Genomic DNA, 22,595 nt, shown 5'->3' with positions numbered 1-22,595 from the left:
CGGAGGCCTCCCCCCACGCTTGTTACAATTTTCACATTTTCGGAAGCATGATCAGGTCGAAACGGAACCCTATATACTTATAGATTATACCTCCGAAGAGGGAGCCGTGGAAAAACAAATTTCGACATTTGTGAATTTTTTGTGACTAACCAACGTTCAATTTCAGGAATGTGTCCATTTGTAGTCAGGAACCGAAAGAACTGGGAAAAGAGCGGCCACGGATTACTTTCCGGAACCGATGCGGGTTCCACCATCCGGCCTATTCTTCTCTCCTAGCTACTTGCCAAAATCGGGCGGCTGTGTTATTATCATTTTTGTCCCTAACGCGGAGCCGTGGTGTAGAGGCCTAACATGCCTGCCTGTCACGCAGGAGACCGCGGGTTCGAATCCCGTCGGCTCCGCCATTGATTACTTCATTAGTAAGGGATGAGGACCCACAGGGTTCGTCGGAGCGTTCACTTCGATTGCGTTACTTCGCAGTCTCGGAGTGAAACGGAGAGTATCTCGTCGGCTCCGCCATTAATATCATTGTTTGCAAGACCACATTTATCATACATAAACAACCGGGCAGGGGAGATCCTGCTCTTTTTTGTATACCTGCGAGGTGATTCGATGAGACGCGGACGGTTCGCCCCGACGCCTTCGGGACCGATGCATATCGGCAATGCCTTCACGGCGCTGCTCGCCTGGCTGCAAATGCGGCACGCCTCCGGTACGTTCGTGCTGCGTATCGAGGATATCGATGGGCCTCGTTCCCGCCCGGAATATGCTCAGCTCATCGTAGAAGATTTAACCTGGATGGGACTGGACTGGGACGAAGGTCCGGCCACCGACGGCCCTTACGGCCCTTATCTGCAAAGCGAGCGGCTGGAGCTGTACGAGCAGGCCGTCGAACGCTTGCAGCGCAGAGGACGGCTCTATCCTTGCTACTGCAGCCGGGCCGAACTGGCCGCCATCGCCAGCGCCCCGCACGGCCTTGCCTCGGAAGGCGCGGTTTATCCCGGGCTGTGCAAGGAGCTCAGCGAGGAGGAGCGCAGACGTAAGGCCCAGGTTAAGCCTCCCTCCTTGCGTGTGGCTGTTCCGGAACGCTCCATCTCCTTCGAGGACGGCATGGCGGGCGTACAGCACGTGCCGCCCGGCGCTCTCGGCGATTTTGTCGTCAAACGCGCGGACGGCCAATTCAGCTACCAGCTAGCGGTCGTTGTCGACGATGCCGCCATGGGAATCACCGATGTGCTGCGGGGAGCGGATCTTCTCGATTCGACCCCGAGGCAGCTCGTCCTTTACGAGCTGTTGGAGGCGACCCCGCCGAGCTTTTGCCACGTCCCGCTGCTCTGTACGCCGGAGGGCGGCAGGCTGTCCAAGCGGAACCGCAGCCTCTCGCTTGCCGCTCTCCGCGCCGCCGGCGTTCCGCCGGAACGCCTGATCGGCTACTTGGCTTATGCAGCCGGTCTGCTCGACCGCCCAGAACCGGCACAAGCGGCCGAGCTGGTCCCGCTTTTCTCGCTGGAACGCCTCTCCGGCGAACAAATTGCCTTAAGCGAAGAAGCCCTGGCCTTGGGCTGAGCAATAAGAAGCCGTTCACACGAATCAACAAGCCGCTGTCGTCAAGTTGAGACCACGCCTGAAACGGCGGCTTTTGCAAAAATACTGAACGGAAAAGGACCGCTTCGCTTCTCCTGCATTGGAGCGGAACGGTCCTTCGTCTTCTCTATTTCTTCGTACCGAGATGGTCTTTAATCGCTTGAAGCCCGGCTACCTGCCCGAGGAAGAACGTATCTCCGGCCAGCGTGTCGATCGGATATACGCGATTCTCCTTGACCGCCTTGAGATTGTTCCACACCGGATGGTCCTTCCAAATGCTGATCAAGCCGAGCGGATCTTCGGCTTTCATCTCCCTGCGGTTGGCGGCGATAAAAATATGATCGGGCTTGAACTCGCTGAGCGCTTCAATGCCGATCCGCCCCCCGATCTTTCCGTCCTCGGGCAGTCCCGCCACAGGCGTCAAACCCAGCTCCTCGTAGTAAATCGGGAAGTTCTTGGGATGCATCACCGTAAAATCTTTGCCGTTTGCTACGAGGAACAGCGCGGTTTCACCCTTGTGGCCGGCTACCGCCGCTTTCGCTTCGCTTTTCAGCTTCTCAAAATCGGCAATCACTTGCTTCGCTTTCTCTTCTTTGCCGACGATTTCGGCGAATTTCATCAGCCTTGACGCCGCATCCAAGGAAAAGTCGACGGCAATCGAAGGGGCCAGCTTATTGAACTCGTCATAGCTTGCGCCCTTGCCTGTGCTGGTCATGACAATTACCTGCGGGTCCATTTCCAGCAGCGTTTCCCGGTTCGTTTTGCTTCCGAGATCGCCCACCTTCATCCCTTCCGCATACTTGGCGAAAATCGGCGACTTGGCTTTCGTTCCTTCGAAGCCTTCCGACACGATCGGTGCTACTCCCAGTACGAGAAAGTAGTCCGTACCCATAATATCGACGCTGGCCACTCGCTCCGGCTTTTCCTTCAGCTCCAGCTCGCCCTTCACGTGCTTGATCGTGCGCGGAAAACCGGCGGTCTGGCCGGAACCCGCGGCTTCCGTTCCCGCCGCCGCATTCTGCTGCCCGCTGCAAGCGCTAAGCCCGGCCGAAGCCAAGCACAGCGCAAGTAACCCGGCTGCGAATCGATGTTTACGCATTCTCCTACCCCTTTTGGAAAAATGATCAATTTTTCAAATCACGCCTTGGCCCGCATTAACAAATAAATAAAATAAGGACCGCCTAATAACGAAATCACCACGCCTGCCGGGATCTCCGTGTTCTCCATAAAGCTCCGGCCGATCGTATCCCCGGCGAGCACAAGCAGCGCACCGACCGCTGCCGTAATCGGCAGCATGTATTGATGCTGCGGCCCAACCAGCCGCCGCGCCATATGCGGGCCCAGCAGCCCGACGAACCCGATGCCGCCGCCGATGGCCACGCTGGAGGCCGCCAGCCCGACGGCAGACGCCATTAAGACAAGCCGCTCCCGGTTGACTGAGAGCCCTAACCCGCCTGCAATCTGCTCGTTCATGCTCAGTACGTTCATTACTCTCGATTTCCAATACACATACGGCAGCAGGATGACGATCCAAGGAAGCAGCGCGAGGACGAATTTCCAGTTCGAGCCCCATAGCGATCCCATTTGCCAAGTGACGACAAATTCGAAGTTTCGCGGATTGAGCTGCAGCGTCAAAATGACGCTGACCGCGCTCATCCCGGCTCCTACGGCGATTCCCGTAAGCAGCAGCCTTGTCGGCGAAATGCCGCTCTCTTTTTTATACGACAGGATGTAAATGAGAAGAGCAGACAAGCCGGCGCCCGCCAAAGCGAGAAAAGGCATCAGAAACGGCGGCGCCACGCTGGTCGCCGGGTAGAACGACACGAACAGCAGGACTGCGAAGCCCGCGCCGGCATTGATGCCGAGAATGCCCGGATCGGACAAGCCGTTGCGTGAAATTCCCTGCAGCACCGCGCCGGACACCGCAAGCCCGGCCCCGATCAGCACGGCAATGATCATACGCGGCAGGCGCAGATCGAACAAGACGATGTTCTGCTTACGGCTGCCTTCGCCGAGCAGCGTCTGCAATACCTCCAGCGGGGCCATACTGTAGCGCCCCGTATTCATACTAACGACAAACAGCACAAGCAGCAGCGCGCCGAACAACACGATCAGCCGGAGGCTGCGGCGGCCGCGATGCTGCACGAACGTATCCGTACTCACTACAGCTCCCTCCGTTCCTTGCGCGCCAGATATAGAAAGAAAGGAACGCCCAACACGGCAATAATGGAGCCAAGTGGCGTCTCATAGGGCAGAGCGACCATTTTCGCTCCGATATCGGCGAACACAACCAGCACACCGCCGAGCACGGCGGAGCAAGGAATAATCCACCGGTAATCGACGCCGACCAGAAAGCGGACCATGTGCGGAACGATCAGTCCGATAAAACCGACGCCTCCGACCGTAGACACGGATGCCCCGACCAGAACCATCACCACCACGGTGCCGATCCCTTTCACCAGCTTCGTCCGTTGGCCGAGCCCCGCCGCCACGTCTTCGCCCAGGCTCAGAATCGTAACGGACCGGGAGACAGCCAGCGCGGCGATTAGTCCGCCTGCAATCCACGGCAGCATCACGGATACCTGAAACCACTCCGCCGTCGAGATGCCGCCGGCCGTCCAGAAGGCGAGATCGTAATTGATTTGGAACAGCAGCGACAGCGCCTGACTGACACCCGACAGCAGCGAACCGACGACGGCGCCGGCCAATACGAGACGCAGCGGCGTTAAACCCCCTCTGGCAAAGAAGGCGATGCCGTACACCAAGCCCGCGCCTAAGCCCGCACCGATGAACGAGAATACGATAATCGCTCCGAAGGGAAGCCAAGGAAAGAACGCGAAGACGAGGACGAGAACAAAGCCCGCCCCCGCATTGATTCCCAGCAGTCCGGTGTCGGCAATCGGATTGCGGGTCATCCCCTGCATGATCGCCCCCGCTACGGCGAATGCCGCGCCGACCAATACCCCGGCAAGCGCGCGGGGCATGCGCAGCGATTGGATAATGACATGGTGATCGTTGCCCGGATCGTAAGCCACGATCGAATCCCACACCGTTCCGAACGTAATATGGGCCACCCCCGTTACAATCGAGGTGCCGATCCCGAGCATGATCGCGCATATGCCGACAGCCAGAAGGACGGTGGCCATCCACGGACGGCTCCGGATCGGCGCTTTATCGAAGGCCGGTTGGGATAGAGCCATCGGTATGCGGGTCCTCCGTTGCAGTGGATGAGCGAACGACCGTCAGCTTTTCTTCCGCACGCGTTCTTGGTCTTGCCTCGGGAATCACTTCCGGATAGCCGACATGAAGGAGCCCGACCAATTTTTCCCCCGGCTTGACGCCGACGCTTTTCAGGAATCCCGGGACGAACGTAAACGGCTCCGTCTTCCAAATCACGCCGAGTCCGCGCTCCCAAGCGGCCAGCTGAAAGTTCTGAATCAAGGCGCACGCCGCCGCGTAATCCTCTTCCCGCTCCCGCTGACGCGGGTCCTCTTGAACCACGACCAGCAGGTGTGCCGGGATGTTCATATAGGTCTCCGGCGAACGGCTCTTCACGGCATGACCCGCAATCGCTTCGCCCAGCGTCCGCTTGCCTTCGTCTACGAATAAAATAAACCGCCACGGCTCCCGGAGCCCATGATTGGGCGCCCATACCGATACGTTGAGCAGCTCATACAGGAGCTCTTCCGATACGGGGTCCGGCTTGAATTGCTTGATAGATCTTCTCTCTACGATCGTCCGAGCCGTCTGAAATTGCGCAGTCTCCACGAAAGTTGTCCCCCTGTCAATGATAGTGATATTCATTCTCACTATAAAATTGTACAGAAAACGCCCCGGATTAAAATAGACGAATCTTCGCCAAGACCTGTATTTTTCTTCAAAACTCCCGCTTGGTAAACAATTCGACAGCTTCGGCGAGCGCTTTCTCGTGGCCGAGCGCCGAATAATGCAGCCAAGGATACTCGCCGGCCTGATATACTTTTCCTTTCAACTCGTGGATGAAGCCGGCGTCTAAGCCCGGCTCGGTAAAGAGAAGGATATGGTCTGCTCCATAATCATTCAGCTTCCCGACGCTATCGAGCTCCTCGAAAGCGAAACCGCGGATGCGCGCAGGGGCGTTCAACTGAAGCTCCCGGTATAAGAAATCTCCGACCTTGCGCCGCTGCTCGCCGAATACTCTAACCCGCCCATGCCGCCATATGCGGGCCGCGAGCACCGTCTCATTCCGCAGCGATTGATGAATTCGATGACGGGCCGCCGCAGCTTTGCGTTCATAAGACCGGATCCAAAAGACGGCGACCTCCTCCATTCCGATAGCCGCCGCCAGCTGCATCAGGTGCTCCCGCCACGATTGCCGCTTGTACGGAATCAGCCGGGTCGGGGCGAGCTCGGACAAGCCGTCGTACCAGACGGCCGCCTTCTCGGAGCCGAGAATCAGATCGGGCTGCCGGGCGCGCATCGGCGCAAGATCGAATTCGACCGCCGGGTCCTCGCTGTGCTCCTCTTTGGACAGGACGACCATACGGTCGCCCGGAATCCCAAGCGCCGTTAACCCTGCCCAGAGGAACGGATTAAGCACGACGATCGTTTTCCGAAACGACTGCATGTACTCGACCGGGGACACCCCAACCGCACTTTTAAAAATTCGGCTGAAATAATACGCATCGGCATAGCCGACCGCCTTGGATACTTCTTTTATTTTCATGTCGCGGGTTGCCAGCAGCTCGCGGGCTTTCTCGATCCGCTTGGCGGTAATATATTGGAGCGGACTTTGGGAGGTGCTGCGCTTGAAGCTCTGGAAAAAAGACGTCGGCTTCATCCCCCACGCACACGCCAGCTCCTCTACCGGGAACGTCTCGGTATAATGCTCGTCAAAGTAGTCCTGAATGCTGCGGATCACAGCCTGCGAAGCTTCCGGCTCCTTCTCATCCGTGCCCGCCGTCAGGATCGACTGCCACAGCTCGGTCAGGCCTGCCTGAACCCGATGCGCCTCTACCCCGGAGCCCGCGCTCCAGCATTCGTACAAGGTCTCCATACACCGGCGGACGATAGGAACGGGAATGCCTTGTACGATCCCTTGAACGGGCAAAGGGCAATCCTCAACCGCCCATTGCTGCCCCTGTCTGTACGTTCTGGCCGAAGCGAACTCGATGTAGTAAATCGCCAGCCCGCCTCGCACGGCACGAACCGTGTACGGATTCCGGCCCGGCTGGCAGACGAACAGGCTACCGGCTTCCAAGCGAATGCCGGCATCGGAAGCGTAGAGCTCCCCTTCGCCGCTTATGACAAAGACGAGCCGATTCGTACCAGGATCCGAATTCGTCCGGAGGGTCCAGACCTCGGAGATTTGCTTCATTTGCATATCGACGAAATCGAATGCGTAACAATTCCATGCGCCGCGGTCCACCGAGCAGTTCCTCCCTTGACCCTGTTCTTGTTAAGGTTGTCAGAGCCTTACCATTCCCATTGTAGGGGCAAATGCGGACCGGCGGCAACATGGAATCCTGCTTACTCCTGTTCCTCTCCCGCCGCCAGCCACTGCTCATAGAGGCAGTCGAGCTCTTCCTGCACGGCTTCCCGCTCCGCCCATCGCTCGCTAAGCAAAAGAGCGTCCGTACCGCCCTCCTGCTCCTGCATAGCGGCATCCAAAGCGGCGAGCCGCTCTTCCGCCTGGGCAATGGACCGCTCCAGCGTGTCGCGTTCCCTGCTGCGGTCTGGCGTTTTCCCGCGCCCGTTCGTCCTGCCCTGCGCCGCGGCCGGAACCGCAGCCTTGGCCTTCACGTTCGCAAGAGAGGCGGCTGCCCCACTCTGAACGCCCAAGCCGCCGCGCTGCTTCCGCTTCTCCTGATACTCGTCGAAGTTGCCCAGATAGACGGTGATCCTGCCATGGTCCAGCTCCCAGATGCGCCCGGCCAGCCGGTTGATAAAATAGCGGTCGTGCGAGATGGCGAGCACGGTGCCCGGGAATGTCTCCAGCGCTTCCTCCAGCGCTTCCCGCGAGGCGATGTCCAGGTGGTTCGTCGGCTCGTCGAGCAGCAGCAGGTTCGGCTTGCGAAGCACCAGCAGCGCCAGCCTCAGCCGCGTCCACTCTCCGCCCGACAGCAGATTGACCGACTTGAACACATCCGGGCCGTAAAACAAATATTTGGCCAAAATCCCCCGGGCCTCTCCTTCCTCCAGACCGGCTTCGCTGCGAAAATAGTCCAGCACCGATTTCTTCGGCCCATCCGGGTACTCCTGCTGGGCCAAATAGCCGATGTCCACGCGCGCACCCCATTCGAAGCGCCCCTCGTCGACGGCGTCCTCGCCGAGGATGAGCTTGACCAAGGTCGATTTTCCCGACCCGTTCTTCCCGATAAGCACGACCTTGTCACCGTAAGCCAGCGCTCCGTCGACCCGGTCCAGCAGCTTCCGGCTCCCGTAGCTTTTGCCTATCCCCTCCAGCGTTACCACCTTGCGACCCGATCGCTCCGCCTGAGTCAGCCCGAAATCAGCGCTCTTCGCCTCCAGTACCGGCCGCTTCAGCTTCTCCATACGGTCCAGCGCTTTTTGCATCGAAGCCGCCCGCCGGAAAAATTTCTCGTTGCCGCCGATCCGTCCCCATGCTTCCAACTGCTTGATGGTCTCCGTCATTTTCTTGATCTTCTTCTGCTGCTCCTGATAGTCGGCGAACTGCTGAAGCAGCCGCGCCTCCTTCTCCTTCATATAGCCGGTATAATTGGCAAAATACGACTGTGATTCGCCATCCTCCAGCTCGACAATCTTCGTGACGACCCGGTCCAAAAAATACCGGTCATGCGAGACGATCAGGCACGAGCCGTCGTACTGGGTTAAATAGTCCTCCAGCCATTCGACCCCGTGCAGATCAAGGTGATTCGTCGGTTCGTCCAGCAGCAACAGCTCGGGCTTGCGAATCAACTGCGAGGCCAGATTGATGCGAGTCTTCTCTCCTCCCGATAGCGTGGCGTACGTCTGGGTATAGCTGCCGCGGTCAATTCGCAGGCCGTCGGCGACCCGCTCGATGACCGCATCCAGCTCGTAGCCGCCCTCGCGCTCGAACTTCTCCTGCAGCGCCGCATACTGTTCCAGCCAGCCGGCCAGCCGGTCCGGGCTGTCGGAAGCGCCAGGCTCCGACATGAGCTTCTCCAGCTCCGCCATTTTCAAGCGGCACCCCAGCAGCTCCTGATGACCGAGAGCCAGCACGTCATACACGGTCCGGCCTGCGAATTCCGCCGGAATTTGCGTCAAATAGCCGATTCGGGTTCCTTTCCGGACGGAAAGCTGCCCGGCGTCGGGGCGAAGCAACCCCGCGATCAATTGCAATAAAGTCGATTTGCCGCTGCCGTTGCGGCCGATCAGTCCGATGCGTTCGCCCTGCTGAATATCCAAATTTACGTCTTCAAGAACAAGCTGTGCGCCATGGTACGCTTTTATATTTTGACAGTTAACGATCATCATTAAGGAGTCCTCCTTGTGTGATCCTAACCTTGGTATGCAACAAAAAGAGCCGCAGGAAAAAATCCCTACGGCTCTTCGGACTGGCATCCGTTTGCGGTTAAGGTAGGATTATTTTCGCGAATGGTGAAACCGTATAGGCATTTTTGGACAGACCTCTCCCGTTGACGGAAAAAGCATGCACAATGCCAGCCAAAAGCATCAGCAGCTGGCTAATACGGTTGTTCACCATCTCGTGATTCATCCTACCTCACCTCCTCTTGTTCAAGTTATTTACAACTTTACCATACCGGACGGGCGGTTGGCAAGCTTCATCGGCAGTCGCCGTCCCGGATGAGCGCCGACAACGTCTCACGCTGCGGTTGTAGCTTCGTGTCCGGCAGCCAACGAATGCGCGATTGCGGTGTACGGGCAGTTTACTTTTTCAGGATGAGTCTTAATTGCACGGTCACGTTATTCTCGGTGGATACGACAACCGCGTGAGGATTTTTCAAGCCGAAATCTTCGAACGTAACGACCGTGCTGCCTTCCATACGGAGCGCGTCTTGGCTGTAAACCGCGTCGCTCTTGAACGTGACGTCCTTGGGTTTGCCATTCACGGTAAGCGTGCCCGTCATATCGAAAGAAACCTTTTCTCCCTCTTTCAACGTCTTAGGGAAGTTCTCGATCGACTTTAATGTAAATTTGGCTTCGGGGTTCGCAGCGGCGTTCAGGAATTTCTCCCCCCGCACATGTTCGTCCCGCTGCGAGTTGCCGGACGAGATCGACTTGAGGTCGAGCGCCGCCTCGGCTTTCATCTTGGATGGATCGGACGAATGGAGCGTCCAGCTTCCTTTCACCGCGCTGCCTTCGAAGTTCACGGTTTCCTTGGAGGTCGTGACCGAGAAGTATACTTTGGAATCCGGGCTGATGTTCCACTGCCCGTCCAGCTTGCTTGCTTCAACGGCTCCCCCGGCGGCTGACGCCGAAGCGTTCGCAGGAATTACATTCTGTACGGCCACATGGTTCCCGGCATAATAATCGTAAGCGGCATAGCCCCCTCCGACGATAACGACAGCACCTACGGCAAAAGCGACCAACTTCAGTTTCATAATGATTATTCCTCCTCGTCATATGAGCTGCGCTGCAGCCTGTTTTCTTGATGGCAGATTCGCTTGGCCCCTCGGCCCCCTTGGTAACACTACATAATGTAGTGTTATTGGCAATAAAAATCCCCGCACGCCTGATGCCAAAAACGTCGAGTCCCGCTTCATAAGTATAGCATCATCGGCGCTGGTTGCACTACATGAAGTAGTGTAATGGAGCGCGAATATCTTACCTTCTCCGTTCTTGTGGCCTATCGTAACCGGTCTGCCTTAATTTAAACTGAAGCGAAGATTAAAATAAGATTAAAAATTTTGCGAGACCCTCGGGGCCGAAGGCCTCGCTTATTCGCTTCTACGGGTAAATCTTCTCGCCGCGCTCCAGCATCGTTACGAATTGCTGAATTCGTTTCGCCCGTGTTTCCGCCTTTTTCGCACTGTGGACCCGGAACAAGATCGCGTACCGGTTCTGGCTGTCGAGCGTTTCGAAGAAAGCTTTGGCTTGCGGATTGCGGTCCAGCTCGCTTTGCAGATCGTCAGGCACGGTGGCGCGGCTTTGCGACTCGTACGCCTTGTCCCACTGCCCGTTCTGCTTCGCGGCTTCAATGGCCCGAAGGCCCAGGGGCTGCATCCGGCCGCTGGCGATCAGCGCTTCCGCTTTGTCCTTATTGACCTTGGACCAGATGCTCTTCGCCCCGCGCGGCGTAAACCGCTGAAGCCAGGTGCTCTCGTCGTAAGCTTCCTTCCGGCTGTCGATCCAACCGTAGCACAAGGCGCTTTCCAGCGCTTCCTGATACGTCAACGTCACGACATCCGCTTGCTTCTTCGCCAGGTGCAGCCTTACTCCGGCCGATGCAGCATGGTTTTGCTCCAGCCAAGCTTCCCAAGACGGCTGGTCTGCAAACAATAAGATCGGCAGCTCGCTCTCTTTCTTGGACATGCGTCTCTCGCCTCCCGGGCCATGTCATTTATCCGTCGATTGACCGATTCGCTCCGCGCCTCAGCGCAGCAGGGACAAGTCGAAGGACGGAACCAGCCCTTCCTTCGCCGCCCGGCCAAGCAGAGCCTCCACCGCACCGTAGCCGCTTTCGCCCAGATTGGCCGTATACTCGTTCACGTACAGGTCGATATGCGCGCGGGCCACCTCCGGAGACAGCTCCTGCGCATGGCTCATCACGTAGTCTTGGGAGGCTCGAGGATGCTCCCACGCGTACTTGACCGAGGCGCGGGTCCATTCGGCGATCGCCGTGCGATCCAGCGATCGGCGGACGATGATCGCCCCCAGCGGAATGGGCAGGCCTGTGTCCGCCTCCCACCAGCTGCCCAGATCGGACAGCAGGGTCAAGCCGTACGACGGGTACGTGAACCGGGCTTCATGGATGACCAGCCCGGCATCGATTTGACCGTCCCGCACCGCAGGCATAATCTCGTGAAACGGCATCACGACGATCTCGCCTACGCCGCCCGGCACCTGCTGCGCCGCCCACAAGCGGAACAGCAAGTACGCGGTCGAGCGGTCGCTCGGCACCGCGACCCGCCGCCCGGCCAAAGCGGCAGGGCCTTCGGCGCTGACCGCCGGATTGTTTGTGAGCACCAGCGGCCCGCATCCGCGTCCGAGTGCGCCTCCGCAAGGCAGCAGTGCGTATTCGGACAGCACCCACGGCAGCGCCGCGAACGATATTTTGAGCACGTCCGGCCCTCCGGGCTCCGCCGCGAGCCGATTGGTAATATCGATATCCGCGTAGGTCACGTCAAGCTTCGGCGCCCCGGGCACCAGCCCGTGAACCCAAGCGTGAAATACAAACGTATCATTCGGGCAAGGAGAAAAAGCGATCTTCATCGTAGCACCTCCAGTAAAATTGCGCCCGCCGCTTCCAGCGCGTCCAGCGCTTCTTTGATCCGCCAGGCTTCGCGGTCGCGCGGGCCAACTGCATTCGAGATGGCGCGAAGCTCAAGCGCCGGTATCCCACGGTCGCGAGCGGCCACCGCCACGCCGAAGCCTTCCATGGCCTCGGCCGCAGCCCCCGGCACCCGGGCCGCCAGCTCGGAGGCGGTCGCCGCCGTGCCGGTCACGGTAGACACCGTGAGCACCGGGCCCGTAAGCGCCGGCAGCCCGGCTCTTTGCAGCGCCTCCGTCAGCCCCGCAGCGAGAGAGGCATCGACCGCGATCCGGCTGGAGCCGAAGCCCAGCTCGTCCACACTGCGGAAGCCTTCGGGCGTCTCGGCGCCCAGATCGGCGGCGACGATCGCGTCGGCCACCACCAGCGAGCCGACCTCCGCCCGGCCGGGAAAGCCGCCACCGATCCCGGCGCTGACGACCAGGCCGTACTCGGCCGCAGCTAAGGCCTTCGCGGCGCTTGCCGCCGCCGCGGCCGGGCCGACGCCTCCGGCCACGACGTCGAATCGGCCGTCGCCCCGCAGCCCGCGCAGCACGGCATCCCTCTCGGCCGGTACGGCCGCTATCACCAATACGCGCAGCCCCGTCTGTTCCCGGCTGGCGTCGATTTCATGACCCATCGTTACCTTCTCCTTCACGGCACCCATTTCTCATCGGGTAATTGTTTTCCGAAAACGACTGTCTTCCTTCTTTTTAACTTTAATACTTATAAGGAATGATGTAAACTTTCTGCCGCAGCCGCACCGCAGACTTATTATCGAACTATAATTGATATTGATTATCAATCTCAATACAAGTATGATTAAGTTGTGTAACTTTGCCAGGAGGAACGCGATCGCTCGTCCCAAGCGGAGTGGAGTAGATGAGCCCATGGAGCAGCGGTGCTTGATTGCAGGAGGTGTGTGAAATGAAGATGGACATCACCAAGCTTGCCGAGCATTTTGCGCGTACCTCTTTTCAAGTGGAACAAGTCTGTCGCTATGTGCGCGGTCCGGGCATGAGCTGCGATGACTATACGGAGCCTTTCCCAGGCTTTGTTTTTCCATTAAGAGGAAAAGCCGAGTTTGATTTCAGCGGAACGTCCTATACGCTTGCTCCGGGCCATGTCGTGCATGGCGGTGCCCGTATGCCACTGAATCGGAGGGTTCTCGGCAACGCCGGATGGGAGTACCTGCTTGTTTTATACCGGGTATGCGCGCCCGAGCCGTCCGGATTTTCCTTGTCCAAAGCGCATTTTCAGCTTACCCCGGGCCAAAGCCCCCGGCTGACGGAGCTGCTTGAGCTTTTGTGGCGCTCTTCAGGCGAGCCTGGCGGAATTTCCGCTTTTCAGACTGAAACGTTGTTTCGCTGCGTCTTGGAGGAGCTGTTTGTCTGTGTACGAAACCAAAGCAGCGATGGCGAGCAAGCGTTATTCGAGCAAGTATCCAGGTACATACACGAGCATTATATGGACGGGCTTAGCGTACGTGCTTTGGCTGAACAAAATGACATCAACGAAAACCGCTTGTTCTATGTCTTCAAAAAGTACGCGGGCATGGGCCCCGGCAAGTATTTGATGGCTTATCGTCTGAATCGGGCGAAGGAAGGCCTGCTGGCTAACGACGCGCCGATCGGCGAGGTGGCGAAAAGCGTCGGCTATGCAGACGCCTTATATTTCAGCCGTATCTTTAAAAAACAGGTGGGCGTCTCTCCGGCCGAGTTCCGGGGGCGATTCAGGAATAATCCATATGGATTTCAGGATGGCTCCATTCCTCTCTAAAATGCGTTTTGCTAAACTGACCGTAGCTTAATTTTTCAAGCAACGGAGGAGTCAGAATGAAAGCACTCATGAGACTATTCGTCTCTATCGCACTAGTGGCGGGGATTTTAGCCGGTTGTGCCGGAACGCCGGAGCCTAGCCATCCTTCAGCAGCAAACAGCGCAGCCCCGGCAAAAGAGGGAAGCGCCACTACAGAAAAAGCCGGTCAGGAAACGGGAGCATGGCCGAGAACGTATGTAGATGCTCTTGGACGCAAGATCGTACTGGAAAAAAAGCCTGAGAAAGTAGCGCTTTTGTTCTTCCGCAATTTTGAGCATTTGTTTTTGCTGGATGAATCTCCTGCAGCGGCGACAGACTTGAATGTTCTGAAGGAATGGGAATCCCTCGCTCCTTACAAGGACAAACCGATTGCTGATATCGGCTCCATGACGAGCCCCAATCTGGACAAGCTGGTGGAAATCGGCCCCGATCTCATCATCATGGTCTCGGGTCGGTATGGGAGCTACGGCGACAAGCTGGAGAAAATAGCCCCGGTTGTAACGGTGGACAGCAATGAAAACAATTGGCAGGGCGCACTGCGGGAATACGGAAAAATTTTCGGCAAAGAGCAAAAGGCCAAGGATGAAATTTCACGGATTGAAACCTTGATTGCCGATTCCAAAGAACAGTTGAAAACATTCAGCGACAAAACCTTTAGTGTGATTATGTTGGGTGATAAGCAATTCTGGGGCTTTACCACACAGTTTGTTTTCAACAAGGAAAGCGGTCTTGCTTTAAACCCGCCAAGCAAATACGTAAACATGTCGACAAAAGGGGAGCAGATCTCCCTCGAAGGACTGGCAGCGATGAACCCCGATTACATGTTTGTTGCTGATATCGGAGGCTCGTCAAAAAAGCTGCAAGGCTATCTAAAAAACCTGGAAAGTGACTCTGCCTGGAACTCTCTTCCAGCCATTAAGAACGGGCACATGTACGCCCTGGACAGCTCGATTGCGGCGGGCGGGCCGTTGGGAATTGAGCTGGGGGTCAAAACGATCGTGAAAAATATTTCGGCAAAATAGAGCGCGTCGCTAATCTTAGCTAAGGAGAAGATCACGGATGAAAAACGAGGAATTGTTTGACGTCACGATTATCGGTGGAGGCCCTGCTGGGCTGTTCGCATCTTTTTACAGCGGTTTAAGAGAAATGAAGACCAAGCTGATCGAATATCAGCCACGACTGGGCGGGAAAGTCCATGTGTATCCGGAAAAAATGATTTGGGATGTCGGCGGTCTGACGCCAACGCTCGGTGAGAAGCTGATCGAGCAGCTTGTCCAGCAAGGGCTAACCTTCGATCCTACTGTGGTATTGAATCAAAAAGTAGAGCGGATTGAACGTGACGAAACAGGCGTATTCGTCCTGCATACTTCTTCCGGTGAGCAGCATTACACGAAAACCGTCATTCTTGCCATCGGCGGGGGAATCTTAGAGCCGCAAAGAATCGAATTGGAGGGTGCCGAGAAGTTCGAGGTATCCAACCTGAGCTATACCGTCAAATCGCTGAGACGGTTTAAGGATAAAACCGTCATCATTTCCGGCGGAGGAAACTCGGCGGTCGATTGGGCAAACGAGCTGGAGCCGATCGCCAAGCAGGTGTATTTGACTTATCGCAAAGATACGCTCTCCGGGCACGAGGCACAGGTGAAGCAGCTGCTGAACAGCACGGCCCAATGCTTCTTTCACACGACGATTACGAAGCTGGTTGCGGCCTCCAATCAGGAGACGATTGAGCGGGTGGAGCTGACCAACCATGAGACGGGCGAAGTACAGGAGCTGACCATTGACGAAGTGATTATCAATCACGGCTATGAACGGGACAGATCGCTGCTGGAAAATAGCCAGGTGAAGCTTGAGATGGCGAACGAATACTTCCTGGCCGGTCAGACAAACAGCGCTACATCCGAGCCGGGGATTTTTGCGGCGGGAGACATTATTTCATATGAAGGGAAAGTGCATTTGATTGCCGGAGCGTTTCATGACGCGGCAAATGCAGTCAACCAGGCCAAGCTGTACATTCAGCCGGAAGCCCACGCAAGCGGAATGGTTTCTTCCCACAATGAAATTTTTCAGAGCAGAAACCGTGAGCTGATTAAGCAATTGATAAAATAGTTTTTCAGAAAATTTCAAGCCGGATTTCTACTATGCAGAAATCCGGCTTCTATAGCACAAACATATTTTAGCATGTTATTCTAAGTGGCAATCAGGCGTTGACATTTCCTAATCGTGGTACTTTTACTTTTCTTATAGATGAATATATTAACCATCCCAAAACCGAACCGACTACATTAAAAAAAACATCATTCACATTCAAGGCACCAGTATTTGTAAAGAACTGTACCAATTCAATAGATACCCCCGTTACAACAGAATAAATCATTATTTTCTTCAAAGTATCGACCTTAAATAACATCGGAAGAAGAAAACCTAAAGGGATGAATAATAAAACAATACCTAATGCGGTTGTGAAAAAAGTGATGTCAAAGGCATTTCTGTTGGAAACCCAAAATAAAGACTGAACGATTTGTCGGTCTAGGTTTTTAAACGGTATCACGTTATAGTCTGAATAAATTCCCCAATCAAATCTTAAAGTAACTCCCCTATCTGCATTGATTAAGTACGATAAATTATCAAATTTGCCTATAAAAAGAGCCATTGATACGAACCATACGTATACAACAAAAAACAACCATTGTGTTACCTTAATGATTTTTCTAAAAGGATTTAGCGTTTGGTCTAATTTTTTCTGCAATGATTTGTACTCTCCAAAGTCAAAAACAGCACATTTTTCAGCAATATCCTCCGCAATTCCTTTCGCTATGTATTCTTTCTTTAATAACATCAAATGGTCTTGAAACTCCTCAATGAGTTCTTCTTTTGTCCTTGCATCACAATCAAGATTGGAAGAAAGTTGTTGTAAATATCGGTCAATATGACTCATAATGCCCCCTCCGTAACGTTTAATATCATTATGTTAAGTTCATTCCATTGTCTGAGTTTCCGAGCGAGTTCAGTTTTCCCGCTTTCTGTAACGCGGTAATACTTTCTTCTGCCCCCATCATTTGATTCCCCCCAATACGAATCCACAAAAGCCTTTCTCTCCAAGCGTTTTAATGCAGGGTATAATGTTCCTTCACTCATATCATATAAGTTGTTGCTTCTTTGTCTTAAATTTTTTACGATTTCGTATCCATAAGAATCGCCTCTGTTTAGTTCTGCTAACAGTAAAATATCAATACTGCCTTTCATCATTTCTTTGTCCATGACACTCACCTCTAATTTGTTACCCAAATTTTAATACATAGTACATCGCATTACAAGGGTATTAAGCTATTCTGCCGCAATCGCTCATTATTGTAATATATTACTGCGGTGTCGCATTAAATCAAATGGATATAAAAAATGGCTGCCGAAAATTTCTCGACAGCCTGAGAAGGGCTCCTGCCCTTCTCTTTTTTTTATAATCCCCTTCCCGTCCTAAAAGGACAGAAGGCCGACGGAATACAGGAACACCAGAATGATCATAATCGGCGATACGATTCTCAGCAGGAACATCCAAGCGCGGTACCAGAAGCTGGTCAGTCCCGCCTCTTCCCCGGCCAATTTCCACGCGTAGCCGGTAAACAGCGTAACGACCAGGCCGCCAATCGGCATGAGCACATAAGACGTCATAAAATCGACCAAATCAAAGATCGACTTTCCGCCAAGGGTGAAGGAGCCGAGCACGCCGCCAACCGAGAGGGCGGACGGGATTCCGACCACAAAGCATACGGCGGACACGATCACGGCCGCTTTCTTCCGGGTCCAGGCCCAGCGGTTCATCGCATACGCAACCGGAACCTCCAGAATAGAGACGGCGGAAGTCAGCGCGGCGATCGCCAGCAGCAGGAAGAACAACCCTCCGAAGATCGCGCCAAACGGCATTTGAGCGAACGCGGCAGGAAGCGCCATGAACGCCAGCCCTACCCCTTCGCTAGGCTTCAAACCGTAAGAGAAGACGGTCGGAAATATAACGATCCCGGCAATAAATGCATAAATCAGATCCCCGAACCCGATCGCAAGCGTTGCGCTGCCGAGGGATTGTCTCTTGTCGACATACGATCCGTACGTGATCATGATGCCCATCCCGAGGGATAAGGAGAAGAAGGCATGTCCTAAGGCAATGAGAGCGGACTCCGCATCCAGTTTGGAGAAATCCGGCTTCAAGAAAAACTCGACCCCCGCGCCGGCGCCAGGAAGCGTAAGCGAACGGAACATCAGCACCAGCAAAATGACCAGAAAGCCCGGGATCAAAATTTTATTGAACTTCTCGATCCCACCGGAGACGCCCCTCGCAAGAACCCAGGCGCAGACGATCATAACGACGGCTTGCCAGAACAAAGGCCAATACCCGCCCGCGAACGTAACGAACTTATCCTTGTAATCGGCGCCTTGCTGGAACAGCATCCCTGTAAACGATTCCAAGGTATAATGCAGCGTCCATCCGGCAACGACAGCGTAGTAAGACATGACCAAAAAAGCGGTAAGGACAGATAAAAAACCGAAGTAGCCCCATACCTTTTTATTAGTCAGCTTGTAGAAGGCTAGCGAAGCGTTCGCCCGGCCGCCCCGGCCGATCGTCATCTCGGCCAACAGTATCGGCAGCCCTACGATGATCAAACAAACAATAAACAACAGAAAAAATGCGGCTCCCCCATGCTTGCCCGTAATGTAAGGAAACTTCCACATGTTGCCGAGCCCCACCGAGCTCCCGATCGCGGCCAGAATGAAGCCGCTTGTCGTAAACCTTTCCCCCTTCTCTCCCTTGGCTTTAGGAACGTTCTCAGAACCTTGATCGTTTTTCATACTCTACTCCCCAACTTTTATAGGATAATAACACTAGTATAAACAAATTATGGAATTGTCTGAAGGTAAAATTTTACATTTGCTCCGACTTAGGTAGAATAACTTCCCCTCCTTAGGTCCAGTTCAAAAACCGCCACAGGTCGGTTTTCGCAAGATCGCTTGTAGACTACAATTAAGACATGAAGCAAGCACAAAACAACCGACTAACGAAAATGAAAAATATATATTTCGAAAAAGGAGAATGTTTTATGAACAAAAAATTATACCGCTCCCGCAGCAACAGCAGACTGACCGGCCTTTGCGGAGGCCTCGCGCAATATTTCGGTCTGGACGCGACGCTCGTCCGCCTGCTGGTCGTCATCGCCGCCTTCTGCAGCTTCGGTACTGTCACGCTGATCTATTTTGTTCTCAGCCTGCTTGTCCCGAAAGCACCGTACGACGACTACGCAGTCATGAACCCTTATCATAACTATTAATCTACGCAAATCTACATCAAACTATAAAATACGACAAAAGGAGCTAAAAACAACCATGGGAGTATTAACGAGACTATCCGATCTATCGAGAGCCGCCGCACACGAGGCGCTGAGCAAGCTGGAGGACCCGGTGATGATGCTGAATCACTACCTCCGTACCATGAAAGAGGAAATCGACGCGGTCCAGCGGACGCTGAACAAGCAGTCCGGCGCGGAACGGTCGTTGAAAATGCAAATCGACGCCTACAACCGACTGGCTGCTCAATGCGATAAAAATGCCGCCGAAGCGCTGGCTGACGGCCGCGAAGCGGAAGCCCGCCAAGCCGTCGAAGCGAAGCTGCATTATTTGGACAAGTCACTGGAATGCTCGGAGTGGTACGAATCCGCCAAGCAGCGCTCGGAAGAACTCTCGCAGCAGTTGGAGGAAACGAAAGCGGCCTACGCGGCCATGCAGGAGAAGCGTACGGAGCTTGTGGCCCGCGCTCAGAAAGCGGAAGCCCAAGTGAAGTCTTCGGCGCCCCGCTTCCTGTACAGCTTCGAGGGCGGCGCAGCCGCTCGCGGCTTCGAGCGGATCGAAGAAAGAATTATGCAGTCGGAAGCGCTGGCTGAGCTTCACCGCCGGCCTGCCGCTCAGGGGTAAGTTTGTCGATAAATTAAGTAGGAGGGGCGGCTAGCCTCCGTCCTCTTACACGTTTCCTACTCGGGGCACCGCCAGCAAAACGCTAAGGAGCTTTGAACATTGAAAAAAGCCGATTTTCACCACTCTAACGGTGTAATCGGCTTTATTGCTATCTCTGGTTCAACGGCAACGGCAGCCGTCGATAAATCGCTCCACCGCTTTAAAATTGAGCTGTGTCAATCGTTCAGTCGGACTTTTTGGTTATTCTTGGAATCACCTGCATAAGCAAAAAGTGGTTCACTAAGTCTGAATTCAAAGGTTTCTCTGTCAACTATACCAACAGTCATGTTGCTATCATAAAGCTGCAAGAGAAAATTGGCCATTACATCGCTTGTATGGTATGAATTAAAAATTTTGTCATAGTCATACTCGCTCGTATTGTTTGCCACTTTTCCAAATTCGGTTTTGGTTGCCGCCGGCGCCAAAACTTTAGCTTGTAATTTTGCATTGGCGGCTTTCAGTTCATGGGCCAACCCCTCGGTAAACGCGCTGACAAAAAACTTGGAAGCACAGTAGGTAACGGCCGTTGGCACGAGTGTGTATCCGCCAGCTGAAGAGATATTGATTAATTGTGTATCATCCACGTCTCTATAATCACGCACATACAAGGACGAAAATATAGTTAGGGCTTCCACGTTGAGGCGCAGCATTGTTTCAATCTTTTCCAAGTCTTGACCGGAAACACGGTCATAACTACCGAAACCTGCATTATTAATCCATGTTTCGATTTGATACTGATTTAATTCTCGATAGAGCTGATGGGCGTTTTGACTGACGGATATATCGACTGCTTTCACCACAATATCCAGCTCGGGAATATCCCGCAAAATTTCTCTTTTCAGTTCATTCAGATTGTTTTCGCGGCGAGCAACAAGTATGATATTTTTCTTACGTTTTGCGAAAGCTTTAGCTGTCGCGTAACCTATACCGGAGCTTGCTCCGGTAATAACTGTATATTTCCCCTGTTTATCCATCCTAATCTTCCCCTTTAACTTGGCATACTGACAATTATGCAGCAAATGAAAAGGCGATCGGTATCTCATTCTTCTCAAATGATTGCCTAATACTCTCACAGCCATTTACGTTACGTACGAATCTGAATTATGATGGAACTATCAAGGATGGAGGAACAGGAGGAGCTTATGTCTGAACGAATATATGAACAGCAGGGGGAGCTTGCCAAACTCATTGAGCGTTATTCAGGCCAGGACGGTGTTCACGCGACTGCAATTCCGTCTTTATTTTTCACTCGTCGATCTAACGTTACTGGATCAAATTTTGGAGTGTACAATCCTTCCTTTTGCATGGTCGTTCAGGGTGTGAAGGAGGTATTGCTGGCACAGGAGCGCTTTAGATACGGTCCTGCCGATTACCTTGTTGCATCCGTTGACTTGCCGGTTACCGGCCAAGTCATGGAAGCCTCTTCCCAAGTTCCGTATTTGTCTCTCAAACTTGAATTTACCCCGAGTCAAATCTTAGAGATTTTAAGCGATTCTGACAACCGAGTTGGCCCGAAAGAAAACGCTAAGCGAGGTATGTTTGTCAGCCGGATGGAATTATCTTTGTTGGATGCGGTAATCAGGTTGGCTCGTTTGCTGGATAACCCTAAGGATATCCCGGTACTTGCTCCTCTCTTCACGAAGGAAATTCTCTATAGGGTTCTGCAAGGGCAGCACGGAGTTATACTGGAACAAATTGCTATAGATGGAAGCAGCACCAAACGAATCAGAGACGTTATTAGACATATCATGAATAATTATGATAGGTCTTTTCGGATTGAGGAGCTTGCGGAAATAGCGAATATGAGTGCTTCTTCGCTACATAGGCACTTTAAAGAGGTAACCGCTATGAGCCCTATTCAGTTCCAAAAACAACTGAGACTGCAGGAAGCACGGCGTCTGTTATTATCCGAGTCAACAGATGCCGCGGATGTCGCATTCCGGGTAGGCTATGAAAGTCCGTCGCAATTCAGCCGTGAATATTCCCGAATGTTTGGTTTTTCACCTATACAAGATATAAAGCGCCTGAAGGTAATAAACGCATGAAATCCCCCTGCTCAACGGAGGTTCAAACGACGTACAACGGCGCCTCTCTTTTTCATGCCTGCCGGTTGCTTTGAATCGGTTCCTTGCTTCGTTTCCATTGCCGGTAGGCCAGTAGCGTGACCGCGAGGAAGCCTCCGTAAATTCCCATGGCAAGCCATACCGCTCCCGGCTCCGTCATCAAAGTATTGCCTACGAACGCGAACAAGAGCATGGCCGGGATTTTGCCCAGCGCGGACGCCGCGGCATACGCGGCAAAGGAAACGCGGCTTAAAGCGGAATACGCATTGATGATAATCGACGGAAGGAAAGGAATGAGCCTGGCGAAGAGGATGGTCAGAAAGGCGTTCCGCTCGAACAGAACGGTCAGCTTGCCGAGACGTTCGTAGCGGTGCAGCATTCGCTGGCCCCATTCCTGATACCCGTAACGGACAAATAAAAACATCAGGAGCGAAGCCGCCGTCGAGCCCGCCCATGTGATCGCCGCACCGAGTACCGGCCCGAATGCCGCGCCAATGACCCCGCCGACAACCGGATAGGGGATAACCGGGAACAACGCCATAACCGTTGCCGCAACGATGACCAGAGCCATGTCGCTAGAGGATTGAAACCACGCCACGATCTCTTCCCCGTACCTGTAGATGAGGTAAGCCATGACGGCGTAGAGGAGGGCTAAGCTTATTTTTTTGAACATGAACTTTCTCCCGGGAATGGCATGATGATATTCTGTACCTTCAGAG

The 22,595-nt window shown here is 54.2% G+C and carries 23 protein-coding genes and 1 tRNA gene; 8 read left to right on the top strand and 16 right to left on the bottom strand.

The window, feature by feature from the left end:
- The first annotated feature begins 327 nt into the window (after positions 1-327).
- A tRNA-Asp gene (locus tag QMG93_RS03960) sits at positions 328-404 on the top strand.
- Between the two features lie 208 nt (positions 405-612).
- A complete protein-coding gene (gene gluQRS, locus QMG93_RS03955) occupies positions 613-1,566 on the top strand; it encodes a tRNA glutamyl-Q(34) synthetase GluQRS (RefSeq protein ID WP_281933719.1) in 954 nt (317 codons plus the stop codon).
- Positions 1,567-1,711: 145 nt separating this feature from the next.
- Here the strand turns inward: gluQRS and QMG93_RS03950 are convergent, their stop codons facing one another.
- The 11 genes from QMG93_RS03950 to QMG93_RS03900 all read right to left on the bottom strand — a co-directional run bounded on the left by QMG93_RS03950 (position 1,712) and on the right by QMG93_RS03900 (position 12,638).
- Positions 1,712-2,683, bottom strand: a complete 972-nt coding sequence (locus QMG93_RS03950) for an ABC transporter substrate-binding protein (protein WP_281933717.1) — start codon at positions 2,681-2,683, stop codon at positions 1,712-1,714.
- Between the two features lie 38 nt (positions 2,684-2,721).
- Positions 2,722-3,747, bottom strand: a complete 1,026-nt coding sequence (locus QMG93_RS03945; RefSeq protein WP_413789265.1) for a FecCD family ABC transporter permease — start codon at positions 3,745-3,747, stop codon at positions 2,722-2,724.
- Complete coding sequence (locus QMG93_RS03940; RefSeq protein WP_216797117.1) at positions 3,747-4,784, bottom strand: FecCD family ABC transporter permease; 1,038 nt, start codon at positions 4,782-4,784, stop codon at positions 3,747-3,749. The genes QMG93_RS03945 and QMG93_RS03940 overlap by 1 nt, the downstream gene beginning before the upstream one ends.
- Positions 4,756-5,352 carry a nitroreductase gene (locus QMG93_RS03935; RefSeq protein WP_281933713.1) on the bottom strand — a complete coding sequence of 199 codons (597 nt, stop codon included), beginning with the start codon at positions 5,350-5,352 and terminating at the stop codon, positions 4,756-4,758. Before QMG93_RS03935 ends, QMG93_RS03940 begins: the two co-directional genes overlap by 29 nt.
- Positions 5,353-5,461: 109 nt before the next feature.
- The gene (locus tag QMG93_RS03930; RefSeq protein ID WP_281933711.1) at positions 5,462-6,991 is read right to left on the bottom strand and encodes an AraC family transcriptional regulator; all 1,530 of its coding nucleotides are present in this window, start codon (positions 6,989-6,991) and stop codon (positions 5,462-5,464) included.
- Between the two features lie 101 nt (positions 6,992-7,092).
- A complete protein-coding gene (gene abc-f, locus QMG93_RS03925; RefSeq protein ID WP_281933709.1) occupies positions 7,093-9,042 on the bottom strand; it encodes a ribosomal protection-like ABC-F family protein in 1,950 nt (649 codons plus the stop codon).
- 97 nt (positions 9,043-9,139) lie between these two features.
- Entirely contained in the window at positions 9,140-9,283 is a 144-nt protein-coding gene (locus QMG93_RS03920) for a hypothetical protein (protein ID WP_010500226.1), read from the bottom strand.
- A 172-nt stretch (positions 9,284-9,455) separates the two neighbouring features.
- A complete protein-coding gene (locus tag QMG93_RS03915) occupies positions 9,456-10,130 on the bottom strand; it encodes a YceI family protein (RefSeq protein WP_281933704.1) in 675 nt (224 codons plus the stop codon).
- A 346-nt stretch (positions 10,131-10,476) separates the two neighbouring features.
- Entirely contained in the window at positions 10,477-11,061 is a 585-nt protein-coding gene (locus QMG93_RS03910) for a YdeI/OmpD-associated family protein (RefSeq protein WP_281933702.1), read from the bottom strand.
- A 60-nt stretch (positions 11,062-11,121) separates the two neighbouring features.
- Positions 11,122-11,961 (bottom strand): 1,4-dihydroxy-6-naphthoate synthase, encoded by an 840-nt coding sequence (locus QMG93_RS03905; protein ID WP_281933700.1) that lies wholly within the window; start codon positions 11,959-11,961, stop codon positions 11,122-11,124.
- A complete protein-coding gene (locus tag QMG93_RS03900) occupies positions 11,958-12,638 on the bottom strand; it encodes a futalosine hydrolase (protein ID WP_281933698.1) in 681 nt (226 codons plus the stop codon). The genes QMG93_RS03905 and QMG93_RS03900 overlap by 4 nt, the downstream gene beginning before the upstream one ends.
- 287 nt (positions 12,639-12,925) lie before the next feature.
- On the opposite strand from QMG93_RS03900, the gene QMG93_RS03895 reads away from it, so the two are divergent.
- Genes QMG93_RS03895 through QMG93_RS03885 form a run of 3 tightly spaced genes read left to right on the top strand, consistent with a single transcriptional unit; the run spans position 12,926 to position 15,925 of the window.
- A complete protein-coding gene (locus QMG93_RS03895; protein ID WP_281933697.1) occupies positions 12,926-13,777 on the top strand; it encodes a helix-turn-helix domain-containing protein in 852 nt (283 codons plus the stop codon).
- A 56-nt stretch (positions 13,778-13,833) separates the two neighbouring features.
- On the top strand, positions 13,834-14,838 hold the full coding sequence (locus tag QMG93_RS03890) for an ABC transporter substrate-binding protein (RefSeq protein ID WP_281933695.1): 1,005 nt from the start codon (positions 13,834-13,836) through the stop codon (positions 14,836-14,838).
- A gap of 37 nt (positions 14,839-14,875) precedes the next feature.
- Positions 14,876-15,925, top strand: coding sequence for an NAD(P)/FAD-dependent oxidoreductase (locus QMG93_RS03885; RefSeq protein WP_281933693.1), 1,050 nt, complete (start codon positions 14,876-14,878; stop codon positions 15,923-15,925).
- 91 nt (positions 15,926-16,016) lie between these two features.
- Here QMG93_RS03885 and QMG93_RS03880 read toward each other — a convergent pair whose 3' ends face one another.
- The 3 genes from QMG93_RS03880 to QMG93_RS03870 form a co-directional block, all read right to left on the bottom strand.
- Positions 16,017-16,754 (bottom strand): VanZ family protein, encoded by a 738-nt coding sequence (locus tag QMG93_RS03880; protein ID WP_281933691.1) that lies wholly within the window; start codon positions 16,752-16,754, stop codon positions 16,017-16,019.
- A complete protein-coding gene (locus tag QMG93_RS03875) occupies positions 16,751-17,077 on the bottom strand; it encodes a PadR family transcriptional regulator (RefSeq protein WP_281933689.1) in 327 nt (108 codons plus the stop codon). Before QMG93_RS03875 ends, QMG93_RS03880 begins: the two co-directional genes overlap by 4 nt.
- Positions 17,078-17,290: 213 nt before the next feature.
- Positions 17,291-18,658 (bottom strand): sodium-dependent transporter, encoded by a 1,368-nt coding sequence (locus tag QMG93_RS03870; protein WP_281933687.1) that lies wholly within the window; start codon positions 18,656-18,658, stop codon positions 17,291-17,293.
- Positions 18,659-18,906: 248 nt separating this feature from the next.
- Between QMG93_RS03870 and QMG93_RS03865 the strand changes: the two genes are divergently transcribed.
- Together QMG93_RS03865 and QMG93_RS03860 are read left to right on the top strand one after the other, a co-directional pair.
- Complete coding sequence (locus QMG93_RS03865) at positions 18,907-19,134, top strand: PspC domain-containing protein (RefSeq protein ID WP_063185309.1); 228 nt, start codon at positions 18,907-18,909, stop codon at positions 19,132-19,134.
- Between the two features lie 55 nt (positions 19,135-19,189).
- Positions 19,190-19,774, top strand: coding sequence for a PspA/IM30 family protein (locus QMG93_RS03860; RefSeq protein WP_281933682.1), 585 nt, complete (start codon positions 19,190-19,192; stop codon positions 19,772-19,774).
- A 215-nt stretch (positions 19,775-19,989) separates the two neighbouring features.
- Here QMG93_RS03860 and QMG93_RS03855 read toward each other — a convergent pair whose 3' ends face one another.
- Complete coding sequence (locus QMG93_RS03855; RefSeq protein ID WP_216797076.1) at positions 19,990-20,787, bottom strand: SDR family NAD(P)-dependent oxidoreductase; 798 nt, start codon at positions 20,785-20,787, stop codon at positions 19,990-19,992.
- Between the two features lie 168 nt (positions 20,788-20,955).
- Between QMG93_RS03855 and QMG93_RS03850 the strand changes: the two genes are divergently transcribed.
- Positions 20,956-21,858, top strand: a complete 903-nt coding sequence (locus QMG93_RS03850) for an AraC family transcriptional regulator (RefSeq protein WP_281933678.1) — start codon at positions 20,956-20,958, stop codon at positions 21,856-21,858.
- A gap of 52 nt (positions 21,859-21,910) precedes the next feature.
- On the opposite strand, the gene QMG93_RS03845 is transcribed toward QMG93_RS03850, so the two are convergent.
- Positions 21,911-22,549, bottom strand: a complete 639-nt coding sequence (locus QMG93_RS03845; protein WP_281933676.1) for a TVP38/TMEM64 family protein — start codon at positions 22,547-22,549, stop codon at positions 21,911-21,913.
- Positions 22,550-22,595 lie beyond the last annotated feature (46 nt).

The sequence above is a fragment of the Paenibacillus tyrphae genome (genome assembly GCF_027925525.1).
Lineage (GTDB): Bacteria > Bacillota > Bacilli > Paenibacillales > NBRC-103111 > Paenibacillus_G > Paenibacillus_G tyrfis_B.
Note: the sequence above shows the minus strand (reverse complement) of the source record. Positions and strands in the feature narration are given on the sequence as shown.